Source organism: Thalassotalea hakodatensis (genome assembly GCF_030295995.1).
Classification (GTDB): domain Bacteria; phylum Pseudomonadota; class Gammaproteobacteria; order Enterobacterales; family Alteromonadaceae; genus Thalassotalea_C; species Thalassotalea_C hakodatensis.
Window position 1 is genome coordinate 3,137,034 of record NZ_AP027365.1, and the last position, 15,238, is coordinate 3,152,271.

Consider the following 15,238-nt stretch of genomic DNA (forward strand, 5'->3'; position numbering starts at 1 on the left):
GAAAAAACAATCGCGCATTGTAGCGTAAAACATTAGGCAAATAAACGCTTTCCGACCGTTTTATCTGTTTATTTTTTAACGAGGTTCCGCCAGTATTTGTTCAACTAAAAGTTGAACATTTCGTTGTCCTCTAAATTCATTTATATCTAGCTTATATGCTACACGAACGTAGGTAGCAGCATGATTTGGCCATAGATTAACATCAACGTTAAACGCGATGGCATCAAACACTTGCTTATCTTTTGCTAACACCAGTTTTAAATGTTTTTCACCAACAATTCGTTGCTGCTCTAGGGTAAAAACACCTTCAAATACAGGCTCTGGAAACGCCTGCCCCCAAGGCCCACTTTGTCTGAGTAATTCCGCAAAAGGTAACGTCATGTCTTTAATGGCAAGCTCTCCGTCGGTAAGCAATTGCCCTTGTAATTTATCGGCAGCAATCCACTGTTGTGCGTATTGATTTAGCAGTTTTTGAAAACGTGAAAAATCCGCTTTTACAATACTAAGCCCTGCAGCCATCGCGTGACCACCAAATTTTAAAATAAGCCCAGGATGCTGACTGTCAATATGTTCGAGTAAATCACGAATATGTAAACCGGCAATAGACCGTGCAGAGCCTTTAAGTTCATCACCAGCTTCATTGGCTGCAAACACAATGGTAGGTCGGTAATACTTTTCTTTTATTCGCCCTGCAACAATACCGATTACACCTTGATGCCATTGCGGGTGAAATAGTGATATTGCATACGGTAAGGCGTTAATATCAACATCTAAGCGTTGTAATATAGTTTCCGCTTCTTGTTGCATGCCTTGTTCGATTTCTCGTCGAGACTTATTTAATGCATCAAGCTCTATTGCCATTGTTCTTGCTGACATCATGTCAGGTGCTAATAAACAATGAATGCCAAACGACATATCATCAAGTCGACCAGCAGCATTGATGCGCGGACCAAGCGCGAAGCCAAAATCACTAGCGACTAATTGTCGTTGATCTTTATTCGCTACTTCGATCAATGCTTGAATACCTGGCCTTGTATGCCCTGCTCTGATCCTTTTTAACCCTTGTTCCACTAAAATGCGATTGTTATTGTCTAACGAAACAACATCAGCCACGGTACCAAGCGCCACTAAATCTAAAAGTCGCGCTAAATTAGGTTCTGCCAACGCTTGCTCGGTAAACCAATTAATATCTCTAAGATACTTTCGCATTGCCAACATAAAGTAAAAAGCAACACCTACGCCGGCTAAAGACTTACTTGGAAACTGGCACTTAGGTTGATTAGGGTTAATAATCGCGTCTGCATTCGGTAAGGTTTGACCGGGTAAATGATGATCTGTGACAATCACTTTCATGCCTAACGATTTGGCGTGCGCAACGCCACGAAGGCAACTAATACCGCTATCTACCGTGATTAATAACTTTGCTTTTTGCTGGTGGGCGATATCGACAATTTCAGGTGTTAACCCATAACCATATTCAAAACGATTTGGCACAATAAAATGATGATGTTTGCTACCAAGCCAAGTTAATGCTTGCATCATTAATGCAGTGCTTGTTGCACCATCGGCGTCAAAGTCACCAACAATCACAATAATATCTTGCGCAATAATCGCTTGATGTAATACCGAACAGGCAGCATCAAGCCCCATCAATTGCTTTACATCAATGAGCTTATTTACATTGAGGGTTAATTCATCGGCATGATTAACTCCTCTACTGGCATAAATTTGCTTGATTGTTGGGTGTAAGTCATTAGGAAGGAAGCTATCGTCAACGATAGTTCGACGTGTAATCGTCATTGATTGTGTCATTATTGTTACTTATTAACCATCAGTCGGCATACTTTCTAATATTTCAATTAAAGATGAAGGCGTTTTATAACCTGGGATCATCATGCCATTATCAAAAACAATTGCTGGTGTTGCGTTAACACCTACTTGGCGGGCAAACTCAAACTCTTCTTCAAGCGGTTTATCACAAATACGTTGTGCAACAGAAGAGCCAGCTTTAGCTTTTGTCAGCGCGTTAGCTGGCTTTTCATGACACCAAATAGAACGTAAATCTTTAAAACCTTGCGTTAAATTACCATAACGGTCTACGACACCAGAACGCGGATAAGGTAAGTAGCGAATCGTTATACCAAGGTCGTTATAGTCACTCATTTGCTGATGTAGCTGACGACAGTAGCCGCAAGTAATATCAGTAAAGATAGTAACGACATGTTTTTCATCTTTAGCGGGATAAACGATCATCTCCTTTTCAAACTCAGAGAGCCCTGTCATGCGTAATTTAGCAAGCGATCTCTCGGTGTAATTTATCACGTTATCCCCAATACCATATAGCTTACCTTGGATCAGGAACTTTCCGTCTGCACTGGCATAAAAAATCCCTTGATCTGTTGTCACTTCAATAATGTTATCAACCGGCGTTGGTGTAATAGATTGAACGTCCAAACCAATTAATTGGTTCAGTCGTTGTGATAATTTTTTACTCTCTGCGGATATACTCTCAGCTGCGCTTACCGCAGCTATTGAAGAAAACAATAGTGCTGCGTTAAATATCGCAGCGGAAAAAACACGTGTTGAAAACATAAAACTACCTAAATATCGAATTATTAACCACAGTGTATCATTAGCAAAATAAACAAATAAACCGATTATCGCTAAATCCTTCACCGATAAATGAAGATTAAAGATGATGTGAAAAAAGCTCAACTGTTAATCTGTAAAAATAAGACCTGAAAACAGACAATAAAATTACGTCATGCTAAGTACTTGTGATGACAAACTAGCAAGATACTATCAGCATCTGATAAACTGCGCGCGTATTCTACTACTCACTTAAATATGGCGTTCAATAACTCAATGAATATTGGTCTTTTTTACGGTTCAACAACCTGCTACACCGAAATAGCAGCTGAGAAAATACAGGCAGAATTTCCAGAACACAGCATCACGTTGTTTAATTTAAAAGAAACAAGCCTAAGTGAATGTTTAACATTCGACATCCTGATTTTTGGAATATCTACATGGGATTACGGTGAAATTCAAGAAGACTGGGAAAGCCAATGGCAAGACATTGCGCAATTAGATCTGAATGGGAAAATTATCGCCCTTTATGGCATGGGTGATCAAATTGGTTACACAGACTGGTTTCAAGATGCGCTTGGTTTATTACATGATCAAGTTATCGCCCAAGGCGGTTATGTTATTGGTCAGTGGCCTAATAGCGGTTATGAATTTGCCGCATCTAAAGCACTAACTGAAAATGGTGAACATTTTGTTGGTCTTGCACTTGATGAAGACAACCAATATGACTTATCAGATGAGCGTATTGCCACTTGGTGCCAACAGATTACAAATGAAATATCAGAAATTCTGCAACATTAATCTGATTGTTCAACGTTACTTGTAATTGTTTTTTATTTTCTATGTTGTTTTCACTTATTTATAAATGAACACCCTTTCATATAAGTTCAGGCTTGTACAAACAGCAAGTATGAAGCGTAAAAAATGGATAGCAAAGATCAACAAACCCGAGTAATAATCTTAGCTAATTTTGTTTAAACCCATTATAATTAGCGCCAATTTTTGTTAACAACCCAAAGCAGTATATATGTTTGAACCTTTTGAACTTGATTCAGCCCTATTAGCCGGTATTAAAGAGGCGGGTTATAAGAAGCCGACTTCAATTCAATCTTTAGTTATTCCAGAAGCAATGACAGGAAAAGATATTCTTGCATCAGCTCCTACAGGTACTGGAAAAACCGCAGCATTTTTATTACCCGCTGCTCAGCATTTGCTTGATTATCCAAGAACAAAACCCGGCTTTCCTAGAGTATTAGTGCTAACACCAACACGTGAACTTGCTCTGCAAATCAGCGAACATAGCGAACAGTTAACCGCGCAAACCAATATAAAAACGGGCGTGATCACGGGTGGTGTAAATTACGGTAGCCATAAAGAAATACTCACCTCAACTACAGACATGCTGATTGCCACTCCTGGTAGGCTATTAGAGTACATAGAAACAGAGCAATTTGATGCACGTGAAATTGAAATATTGATCCTTGATGAAGCTGATCGAATGTTAGATATGGGCTTTTCAGAAACCATTAATCGAATTATCGGAGAAGCTCGCTGGCGAAAACAAACCATGTTGTTTTCAGCCACATTAGAGGGGTCAGGGGTTGTAAAATTTTCAAAAGATATTCTTAATGAACCAGTATACCTTGAAGCTACGCCATCTAGAAAAGAAAAAGGCAAAATTCATCAGTGGATCCACCTAGCTGATGATAAAGATCATAAATTAGATCTATTAATTAACACATTAAAACAAGAAGAAGTTACTAGGGCCGTAGTTTTCGCCAATAAAAGAGAAACAGTACAAACATTATCTGGCAAGTTATATGCTGCACAAATTCCCTGTGCATGGCTTGAGGGGAAAATGCCACAAGACAAAAGAAACAGTGCCGTTGAGCGTGTACGAAATGGAAAAGTACGCGTTCTAATTGCCACTGATGTAGCAGCGCGAGGCTTAGATATAGACGATATATCTCACGTTATAAATTTTGATATGCCACGTAAAGCTGATATTTACCTGCATCGTATTGGTCGAACAGGTCGAGCAGGCAACAAAGGCACCGCGATTTCATTAACAGAAGCGCATGACATGGCGAACGTTGCTAAAATAGAGCGTTATATGGGCGAGCGTCTAACTAGAAGAGTCATTGAATCATTAAGGCCCAAACATAAAGAAGCACGCGTTGCAGTAAAAAAACCTAAAGTAAAAAAATCTGCCGCACAAAAAAAAGCCAAAGCAAAAAAAATTAGTAAGCGTGTAAAGAAGTAGTCGTTCATCGTTTTAAATTGAACATTTGAACAAATTTGGTTGCCAAGTAATATAAATTAAGTAAAAATACCATCTCGCTAGATTGTATACTATATTAAGTATTATCTGCTGTTGGTATTTTATTAGCTATTTTTAACGCTTTTTACTCAAAATAGACAACGAGCTACATTTAAGGAAAAATAAGCGCGATGGCAAATCATTCTGTTCATGACCCTATACGTTTACAAGCGAGTGCTTGGATAAGCCGTTTAAATCGTGGGCTAACAGATGAAGAAAAGCCGCAATTAATCGCATGGATTAATCAAAACCCTAAACATCATAAAGCCATTTATAAATGTGCTTCCTTTTTTGATAATATTGCCCACCTTGAAGAGCTCAATGGTGTATTTCCTTTAGAAGAAAATCCCCGTATCTGGACAACTAACGTCATCATTTCTACCGCCATCCTACTGGCAATTGCCATTTCTTTAACGGTTGCTTCTTTCTATTGGATTAAAAAACTCAACAACACACCATCTACACGTTTTTATGCCACGAACATTGGTGAATCACACCAATACACTTTACCTGATGGCAGCAAAGTATTACTAAACTCTAACAGCAAAGTCAGCGTAAATTATACGGAAACCTCAAGAGTCGTTAATTTAATTTATGGTGAAGGTCAATTTAATGTCGAAAAAAATGCTGATAAACCCTTTATTGTTATTGTTGGGCGCAAGTCCTTTACCGCATTAGGCACCATTTTTAATGTTGAAAAAAGCAACGAAATGGACATGGAACTCATTGTCACCGAAGGTGTGGTTTTAATTAGTGATTCAACCCTAGATCATGCTCAATTAAAACAACGTATCAACCACGAGCAACAAAAAACTCACTCAAGAGACATTATTACTGCGCATGAGAAAGCAAGCATTGAAAACTCACGAAATCAACACGTAGCTACGCTATCTATGCCGCAATTATCAAAAGCACTGGCTTGGCAGCAAGGTATGTTAATTTTCGACAGCCAACCTCTAATGGAAGTGTTGCAAGAAGTGAGTCGTTATACAGACATTCAATTTGAAATATTGTCGAGCGATATAGCTAACATTGAAATATCAGGCACCTATAACACTGGTGATGTAAAAAAATTATTAGCATCTTTAGCACATAATTTTAATATTCAATACAAGTACAACGCGACAAACACCGTACAATTATCATTAAAATAGGCGATTATGTAATGATTGCCTTTGCCCTTTAATCTCATCGTAATATACTAACGCATAATTACATTCACTTATGAGTAAGTGCCACAGACTTTTATGTTGTTTTCTCAACTAACCACAAGAGAAAAAAAGCGTGTCTATTGGGCAAAATTCTTCAGCTTTAAGCTATTGATATTTTGTACCATTATACTCGTTACTGTTGCCAGCAGAGCTAATACTAATGATCTGTATTTGTTCGAGATACATGCGCAAAGTGTCGATAAAGCACTAAGCTTATTTGGCCAGCAAACACAACAAACGTTAATTTACTCATACGAATTAACCCACCCCTTTACATCAAACGCGGTACATGGATATTACACGCAGCAACAGGCGTTACGTATTTTATTACGTAACACTAGTCTGCACGCAAAAATAAGTAAAACGGGTGAAATAAAGATTGTTAAACAACATGAAAACTCGAACAACGCTATTGCAAAAACGAATGATAAAATAGTAGAAAATACTGACAACAATACTAAAGGGCTCATTGAAAAGATTGCCATTATTGGCAATCGGGGATTTTCGAGAAGCATTACCGAACTAACAATACCGGTTGATATTCTAACCAACAAGGCATTATTAGCAACCGGAGAAACAGAATTAGGTCGAATGATTCAAAAGCTCGCCCCTTCGTTTAATTTTTCAAGCTCTTCAATCAGTGATGGCACTGATGTTTTAAAACCCGCCACACTCAGAGGCTTAGGCCCGGACCAAACACTAATATTGATTAATGGTAAACGTAGACACCATGCAAGTTTAATTCATATTAATACCTCAGTAGGCCGTGGTACTGCTGGTGCTGATATTAATGCTATCCCTGCTAACGCTATAGATCGAGTAGAAATTCTTCGAGACGGTGCGGCTGCACAATATGGCTCAGATGCAATAGCTGGAGTCATCAATATCGTCTTAAAGTCCGGTCGTCAAAAAAATAATATAAGTACTTCTATCGGTCAATATCATAAAGGCGACGGGGAAACGGTAAACACCAGCATAAATTATCATCACGCTATTGGCACCAAGGGCTTCATAAATACGACATTGTCATTAATACACCACAACAGTACAGATCGTTCAAGCTTACATGGCACTTGCCAATACACAAAATGTAAAGAACTGGAAGAAGGAAAGTACCTATCAGATGATCCTAGAGAAGCTGCCGCCAATCGTAAAACATTTCGCATCGGTGACCCTCATTCTAAACAATTTAACCTAGCCTATCATTCAGAATTTACCTTAGCTCAGGGAAAACTCTATAGCTTCGCTGTGTATTCAGAGCGTCACAATAACACTGCTGCTTTTTTCAGACACGCGAATAGCCAAGAGGCAAACCCAGTATTAGCAGACGGTCTTGCAACGGTGAAAGATGGTTATCTACCCTTCATTGATTCAGACATCACTGATAAATCGTTCACACTGGGCTATAAAGGAACAATGGCTAAAGATTTATTTTATGATCTTTCATATTCCTATGGAAAAAACAGCATTGATTATGAAACCCAGAACGCCATAAATGCTTCTTACGCGAATTCATTACAAACACAATTTTCTCCGGAGGATATAAGAAACAAAACACCTACTAACGCAAGTGCATACGGTTTATCGTTATCATTACAAACAGTAAACCTTGATTTAAAACGCCAATTCAGTGAATTTGATTTAGCCTTTGGCCTAGAAGTCAGAAAAGATCATTATCAAGTCATTGCAGGGGAACAATACAGTTACTTTGATTATGACCAACACCTACAACTCCCCGTTAATGCACTTCCGGGGATCCAAGGATTTCCTGGTATTTCACCAGACGAAGCCGTAGATGAACAACGTGATGTTTTATCATTCTACCTCGAGCTAAACACTAGTATCACGCCAAATATTGACTTTACGGGGGCATTGCGTTTTGACGACTATGATGGCGTTAACGATATTTCTAATTTTAAATTAGCCGCTAATTGGCAAGTAAACAAAGCTCTTGCCCTAAGAAGCTCTGTTAGCACAGGATTTAGAGCCCCATCGATGCAGCAGCTATATTTTAACAACACCAGTACTCAATTCGTAGTTGAAGATAGTCAACATCTTGTAGCAGAACAAATAGGCACGTTTAGAAATGATAGCCAACTCGCAAAATCAATCGGCATTCCCACGTTAAAAGAAGAGAAATCGACAAACTTTTCGTTAGGCGGCGTGTTAGATTTTGATGACTTAAAAATGACGCTTGATTATTACGCGATCAACATTAAAGACCGCATCGTGATCAGTAATCAGTTATGTGCTGATTATTCAACAGTTCTTACCGAGGCACTGGCACAGGAACATGTTGATAAAGCACAAGTGTTTCTCAATGCTGCTGATACAAAAACACGAGGCCTCGATTTTATTGCGACTATAGATAGACAACTACCATACGGTGAATTAGCGTTTACTCTTGCAGCCAACATCACTAAGACCGAAGTCACTCAATTATACTCACCTAAAAACAGTGAGCTACATGTGCTTAATGTCGATGATGTTTTTTCCTCGCAAGACATTTCTATCATTGAAACATGGCAACCTCAAGACAGAGTAAGCTTCATTGCTGATTTCCAACGTCATACTTGGCGCGTTAATTTTGCATTAAACCGTTACGGAGCTTATACCATCCAAGATGGCGGTAAACAGCGATTCGAAGCTGAATGGTTAACAGATATCAGTATTGAGCAAAAACTGACACCTGCCCTGTCTTTATATGCTGGTATCAACAATCTTTTTGATATAATGCCCGATAAAAATAACATTGGTAATGCGCATAGCGGCACTATTATCAATTCAAATAATGAAGTAATTGTGGAAAGCGACGGAGTCTTTAAATACTCAAGACGCTCAGCCCCCTTTGGCTTTAACGGGCAATATTATTATGTTGGCTTACGGTATCATTTTTAACAATAACCGCAGCCAACATTAACTCACATGATCACTCTTTACGGGTAAAGACCCAGTCGTTGCCTTTAGATAAATCAGTATTGTATTGATATCCTGCAGCATTAAAGGCTTTTAAAGATGACAAACTATCTACTTTGTTCTCAATGATATATCGCGCCATTAAGCCACGTGCTTTTTTCGCAAAAAAGCTGATCATTTTATATTGGCCATTTTTCCAATCTTTGAACGCAGGTGTGATCACATTAGCCTTTAATTGCTTTTTCTTTACCGATTTAAAATATTCGTTTGATGCCAAGTTAATTAAAGTGTCATCACCCTGCGCTGAAATAGCATCGTTTAACTTGTCTGTGATGATATCTCCCCAAAACTGATAGAGGTTTGTGCCACGTTCATTATCAAGCTTAATACCCATTTCAAGACGATAAGCTTGCATTAAATCAAGTGGTTTTAAAATACCATAAAGACCTGACAATATACGCATATGACGTTGAGCAAAATCAAAATCGTCATCTGATAAACTTGCTGCATCTAAGCCAGTATAAACGTCACCATTAAATGCTAACACTGCAGGCCTTGCATTATCAGTGGTAAATGGTTGCTGCCAATCACCAAAACGTGCAGCATTTAATCCAGCTAATTTATCACTAATTTTCATCAAACTTGCGATATCAGCAGGTGATAATTTTTTACAACGATCCACCAAAATTTGACTATGTGATAAAAGCTCCGGTTGCGAGTATTTATCTGTAGCTAACGGCGACTCAAAGTCTAAGTTTTTTGCGGGAGAAACAACGAATAACATAGAATACCTAACAGAAAAAGACGATAATTAACTACTATATCACAGCGATATACAATTAAAATAATTTGCACTAAGAAGTCTCTTGCATTCAAGCTGTTTGTTAGGGCATATTAGAGCTGAAACTCAAATTAACAATATCGTTAACAAAGGTTAATCAGCACCATGATCAACCTCTCTTTTAGGAATTTATTAAGGCAACAAGTATGGCGACGCAATTAGAACAATTGAAACAAATGACGACAGTAGTAGCAGATACCGGTGATATTGAAGCTATTGCAAAGTTTCAACCGCAAGATGCAACCACTAACCCATCGCTACTACTAAAAGCAGCTTCATTACCTTCTTACCAGCATTTATTAACGCAAGCGGTAACATGGGCTAAAGAGCAATCATCAGACAGAAAGCAACAAATTATTGATGCCAGTGACAAGCTGTCAGTGTTAATTGGTTTAGAAATTTTAAACATTATACCTGGCCGTATTTCAACAGAAGTAGATGCACGTCTTTCTTATGATACTGCGGCATCTATTGAAAAAGCCCACAAGTTAATAGCAATGTATAACGAAGCAGGTATTAGTAACGATAGAATATTAATTAAACTTGCTTCAACATGGGAAGGGATCAAAGCAGCTGAAAAGCTCGAACAAGACGGTATTAATTGTAATCTAACCTTACTGTTTAGTTTTGCTCAAGCGCAAGCGTGTGCAGAAGCAGGAACATTTTTAATTTCTCCTTTTGTGGGTCGCATTTTAGATTGGTACAAAAAAGATACGGGTAAAACTGAATACTTATCTCATGAAGATCCTGGTGTGATCTCAGTGACCAAAATATACAACTATTATAAAGCTAAAGGCTATAAGACAGTTGTCATGGGGGCAAGTTTTAGAAACAGTGGTGAAATTCTCGAATTAGCTGGTTGTGATAGATTGACCATCAGTCCACAATTACTTGATGAGCTAGCGTCAACCGATGCTCCTTTAACCCAAAAACTTGCTGCAAATCAAGCTCCGTTAGAGCCAGAAGCTGCATTAACAGAAGCTCAATTTCGTTGGGCATTAAACCAAGATGCAATGGCAACAGAAAAGCTTGCAGAAGGCATCCGTAATTTTGCCGCTGATCAAGTAAAACTAGAGCAACAGTTAAACGACTTATTTTAATATCAATATACGTTTTATTGTTATTCAATTGGCTTTTGGAAATAAAAAACACGTAAAATTCATTTTTTATTAAAATTTAGTTAAAAAATGTTTCATTTATATAACAGAGTATGGTATTAAAAACATGCTGTTGTAGAAAAAAGGAGCATTCCATGAATAACGTAGAACAAATATTGGACTCACTAAGTAAGCAACCTAAGGCGTCAACATCAAGCAATAAAAAGCGAAAATGGCGAGAAATAGAACAAATAAAAGAACGGTTCCAACTCGAAAAAGAACTCAAGGAATACGAAGATTCACTTGAGTATATGTTGGATGAGTTTTAACGAACACAAGCCATTACACAAAACCCAGTTTCGACTGGGTTTTTTATTAATTATTAATTGTTAACGGAGTTAGTTATTAAAGGCCTTGGCAATAAAAACGCCGCAATAAATGTTTATGTAGAATCAACACCTAATATTGATAAATATCTTGAGCAAACTACTTGCCGCTTTATGGACATGAATGAGATTAACGCCATTGGCCAACAAGCCGGCAATGGCTGGCGAAAAGTGTTTAACGTGTATGCAAAGTTTATCTATGAATTATCGACTGATGAAGCTCGCTCTTTTGAAAATTGGCAACAATTCCGTGATAAACAATTATTACAAGTGGGATCATCGTTATGTCTTTGGCTTTCATGCTCAGCTGAGCAGTTAAAACGCAACATTAACAAAAGTGACGCTATTCATATTGTAATGGGCAAAGGATATGCAAAGAAACTATCACTAACTGAACGATGTTTTTGGTTAAGTGAAGACTTTGCTATAAAAAGTGAGCAACAGTTAATCATTTGCCCTTATTTCGACTATCGGCAACTGACTAATGAAAAAATCACTTATTTATGCCAGCTGCTGAAACAATCGTTTCCTGATTTTTATAAGGCACTCAGTTGATATAAATTACCACTAAGTAACCATGGGGGATAGACTTGACTAGGCTCACTAGCAGGCATAGCAAGGTAGTATCCTTGAGCAAAACGCATGCCTAAGCTACGTAAAAGAGTGAACTCTTGATGGTTTTCAATTCCTTCTACAATAACTTCTGCGTTAGCAGACTTTGCTAGCTCAAAAATAGCAGTTAGAAACTTTCGTTTAAAGCTATCTTGATGGCAATTTTCAACAAAATAACGATCAACTTTTACAATGTTAGGTCGCAATAAGCTCCACATTTTTAAACCAGAATAGCCAGCACCTAGATCATCAATGGCCACATCAAAGCCAAATTGACGGTATTTTTCTAATGCTTGTTTCAACATCGTTGCATTCGGGTAGGGATACTTCTCACTTAACTCAATAACAATTTGATGACAATTTAACCCTGCTAATTCAACTAACTTTATTGTTTCTCCTTGAGGGTGAGCCTTATCAAGGAGTACTAATGGACTGATATTAAGAAATAGCTTTCCTTTAAGCCCTAGCTGAACAAACCTTTTGATAGCAATATCACGGCAAATAATTTCAAGTTCAGATAACAACCCTAAATCAGTTGCGCATTGGAATAAACGATCTGGAGAATGCAATGCGCTATCTTTAGGGCCTCGCGTTAACGCTTCGTATCCTAGGATGGATTTATTTTGAACATCAAAGATCGGCTGAAAAACAGTACTTACCGCTTTGTTATTAATTATTTTTTCAATTTCTCTATACACTAGAATCTCCTTACCAGTGCATAGTAGGTGCTATGTGTGACATTTTTATGACAAAAACAGCACCTTTATTCTTGTTTTACGAAAATCTCTCTTATGAGCCTTCAATATCTATATGCTCTGATCCTTCAATTTCTGATCCCACATGAACCGATTCAATATCGATGCGATCAACACGTTGTAAACCTCTTGGCAGTTTATTGCCTCGACGACCTCTTTCTCCACGGTAATGGGTAATATCGGTGGCTTTTAAGGTTAATTTACGCTTACCAGCGTGAAGCGTTACAGCGTCGCCTTCTGCAATAATTTCAATGAGGGTGACAAACTCTTCTCTTGCTTTAGCACGCGCTGAAGCAATATTTATAATTTTATTGCCTTTACCTTTACTTAATACCGGTAAATCTTTCACTGGAAAAACCAACATACGGCCTTCAGATGTAATGGTTAGCACTAAAGAAGACTCGAAGTTATTAATAGGCTTAGGTGTTAAAACCTTGGCATTACTTGGTAAACTTAACAGGGCTTTACCATTTTTATTCCGGCTTACCATGTCAGAAAATTTACCGACAAAGCCATAACCAGCATCGCTACTTAGCAAATAACTACTCTCGTCATCAGCCATAACAGTTTGTTCAAAATTTTCACCTGTTGGCAGGTTAAAACGACCTGTTAACGGCTCTCCTTGACTTCGTGCTGTAGGCAAAGAATGGGCATCTGTTGCATATGCACGCCCTGTTGAATCTATGAAGACCACTGGACGGTTACTTCTACCGCGGGCAGAACACAAGAAGGTATCACCAGCTTTATAACTCATCGCCTGAGGGTCAATATCATGACCTTTTGCACATCTCGCCCAGCCCTTTTCTGAAATCACAACAGTGACAGGTTCACTTGGGACTAAATCTTTTTCTGACAGGGCTTTAGCTTCTGTACGCTCAACTATTGTTGAACGTCGTTCATCCCCATATTTTTCAGCAGCAGCAAGAATTTCTTTTTTCAATAACGTATTCATTCTCGCTTTAGAATTAAGCGTTTTCTCTAAATATTCTCGTTCTTTGTTGAGTTCGTCTTGTTCTGCTTTTATTTTAACTTCTTCTAATTTAGCAAGTTGACGTAGTTTAATCTCCAAAATCGCTTCTGCTTGACGCTCAGATAGCGAAAAACGGGAAATCAACTCAGCTTTTGGATCATCAAAGTTTCTAATGATCTCAATAACTTCATCGATATTTAAATACGCTATTAATAAACCTTCAAGCAAGTGTAACCTTGCTAATACTTTGTCTAAACGGTACTGTAATCTTCTGGTGACGGTATCACGCCTATACACTAGCCACTCTGACAAAATATCACGTAAGTTTTTAACCGCAGGCTTACCGTCTAAGCCAATCATGTTGAGGTTAACACGGTAATTTTTTTCTAGATCAGTCGTCGCAAATAAATGTTGCATTAATTGTTCAATATCAACACGATTAGAGCGCGGCACCACAACGAGGCGTACTGGATTTTCATGATCTGATTCATCACGTAGATCAACAACCATCGGTAGTTTTTTTGCTGTCATTTGAGCTGCTATTTGCTCTAATACTTTTCCGCCAGAAGCTTGATGAGGCAATGCGGTGATCACAACTTCACCGTGTTCAATATCATAAACAGCCCGCATTTTTATACTTCCGCGACCTGTCTGATAAATTTTTTCAATGTCAGATTTAGGCGTTATAATTTCTGCGTCAGTTGGATAATCAGGACCTTTTACATGTTCAAGTAATTCATGTAACTCTGTTTTAGGGGCTTCAAGAAGTTGCACACAAGCACTAGATATTTCACGAACATTATGAGGAGGAATATCGGTCGCCATACCTACCGCAATCCCTGTAATACCATTTAACAAGATATGAGGTAAACGCGCAGGTAAAGTTTTAGGCTCTTTCATTGTACCGTCAAAGTTAGGCACCCAATCTACCGTACCCTGTCCCAACTCAGCTAATAGTACCTCACTAAATCGTGAAAGCCGTGCTTCGGTATATCGCATAGCAGCAAATGACTTAGGATCATCTGGAGCCCCCCAGTTACCTTGACCATCCACTAATGGATAACGGTATGAGAATGGTTGAGCCATTAACACCATGGCTTCATAACACGCAGAGTCACCATGAGGGTGAAACTTACCTAACACATCACCGACGGTTCTCGCCGATTTTTTGTATTTAGCAACGGCTGACAAACCTAGCTCTGACATTGCGTATACGATTCTACGCTGTACTGGTTTCAGGCCATCGCCAATATGTGGCAATGCACGATCCATGATGACATACATGGAATAATTTAAGTAAGCTTCTTCAGTAAACTGTCTTAACGGACGTTGTTCTATTCCGTCTAAACTATAATCAAGCGCATCAGACATTCATCTTTCCCAAAATTTGCTAACGATTTTATGTATCAATAGCAATAATTACTCGTATATTGTTTTTTTCTTCTTAAAAAAGTTAAGTTGCTACATAACTTCAACTCTCCTTTGTAGCTTAGCGAATTATTGCACTGGAAAAAACTGTTTGTTGTATATATTTTGAAATA

Annotated in this window: 12 protein-coding genes; 7 read left to right on the forward strand and 5 right to left on the reverse strand. The window is 38.3% G+C overall.

Annotation, left to right across the window (positions count from 1 at the left end):
• Positions 1–75: 75 nt before the first annotated feature.
• Both recJ and dsbC read right to left on the reverse strand, forming a co-directional pair.
• A complete protein-coding gene (gene recJ, locus QUE72_RS13910) occupies positions 76–1,812 on the reverse strand; it encodes a single-stranded-DNA-specific exonuclease RecJ (RefSeq protein WP_286269624.1) in 1,737 nt (578 codons plus the stop codon).
• 12 nt (positions 1,813–1,824) lie between these two features.
• Positions 1,825–2,592 (reverse strand): bifunctional protein-disulfide isomerase/oxidoreductase DsbC, encoded by a 768-nt coding sequence (dsbC, locus tag QUE72_RS13915; RefSeq protein WP_286269625.1) that lies wholly within the window; start codon positions 2,590–2,592, stop codon positions 1,825–1,827.
• Positions 2,593–2,865: 273 nt separating this feature from the next.
• On the opposite strand from dsbC, the gene fldB reads away from it, so the two are divergent.
• From fldB to QUE72_RS13935, 4 genes are all read left to right on the forward strand, one after another.
• Positions 2,866–3,390: a flavodoxin FldB gene (gene fldB, locus QUE72_RS13920; protein ID WP_286269627.1), complete on the forward strand. Its 525-nt coding sequence runs from the start codon at positions 2,866–2,868 to the stop codon at positions 3,388–3,390.
• A gap of 226 nt (positions 3,391–3,616) precedes the next feature.
• On the forward strand, positions 3,617–4,852 hold the full coding sequence (gene srmB, locus QUE72_RS13925; protein WP_286269629.1) for an ATP-dependent RNA helicase SrmB: 1,236 nt from the start codon (positions 3,617–3,619) through the stop codon (positions 4,850–4,852).
• A 188-nt stretch (positions 4,853–5,040) separates the two neighbouring features.
• Positions 5,041–6,063 (forward strand): FecR family protein, encoded by a 1,023-nt coding sequence (locus QUE72_RS13930; protein WP_286269630.1) that lies wholly within the window; start codon positions 5,041–5,043, stop codon positions 6,061–6,063.
• A 93-nt stretch (positions 6,064–6,156) separates the two neighbouring features.
• Positions 6,157–9,018, forward strand: coding sequence for a TonB-dependent receptor (locus tag QUE72_RS13935; RefSeq protein WP_286269632.1), 2,862 nt, complete (start codon positions 6,157–6,159; stop codon positions 9,016–9,018).
• Between the two features lie 31 nt (positions 9,019–9,049).
• Here QUE72_RS13935 and yaaA read toward each other — a convergent pair whose 3' ends face one another.
• A complete protein-coding gene (yaaA, locus tag QUE72_RS13940; protein WP_074497125.1) occupies positions 9,050–9,820 on the reverse strand; it encodes a peroxide stress protein YaaA in 771 nt (256 codons plus the stop codon).
• A gap of 203 nt (positions 9,821–10,023) precedes the next feature.
• On the opposite strand from yaaA, the gene tal reads away from it, so the two are divergent.
• The 3 genes from tal (at position 10,024) to QUE72_RS13955 (ending at position 11,915) form a co-directional block, all read left to right on the forward strand.
• The gene (tal, locus tag QUE72_RS13945) at positions 10,024–10,977 is read left to right on the forward strand and encodes a transaldolase (RefSeq protein ID WP_074497122.1); all 954 of its coding nucleotides are present in this window, start codon (positions 10,024–10,026) and stop codon (positions 10,975–10,977) included.
• Positions 10,978–11,129: 152 nt separating this feature from the next.
• Positions 11,130–11,303, forward strand: coding sequence for a DUF3545 family protein (locus QUE72_RS13950; RefSeq protein ID WP_074497120.1), 174 nt, complete (start codon positions 11,130–11,132; stop codon positions 11,301–11,303).
• A gap of 57 nt (positions 11,304–11,360) precedes the next feature.
• Complete coding sequence (locus QUE72_RS13955) at positions 11,361–11,915, forward strand: DUF6942 family protein (RefSeq protein WP_083601924.1); 555 nt, start codon at positions 11,361–11,363, stop codon at positions 11,913–11,915.
• Here QUE72_RS13955 and QUE72_RS13960 read toward each other — a convergent pair.
• Together QUE72_RS13960 and parC are read right to left on the reverse strand one after the other, a co-directional pair.
• A complete protein-coding gene (locus tag QUE72_RS13960) occupies positions 11,897–12,670 on the reverse strand; it encodes an EAL domain-containing protein (protein ID WP_286269635.1) in 774 nt (257 codons plus the stop codon). The genes QUE72_RS13955 and QUE72_RS13960 overlap by 19 nt on opposite strands.
• A gap of 91 nt (positions 12,671–12,761) precedes the next feature.
• The gene (gene parC, locus QUE72_RS13965) at positions 12,762–15,068 is read right to left on the reverse strand and encodes a DNA topoisomerase IV subunit A (protein ID WP_286269636.1); all 2,307 of its coding nucleotides are present in this window, start codon (positions 15,066–15,068) and stop codon (positions 12,762–12,764) included.
• Positions 15,069–15,238: the final 170 nt, after the last annotated feature.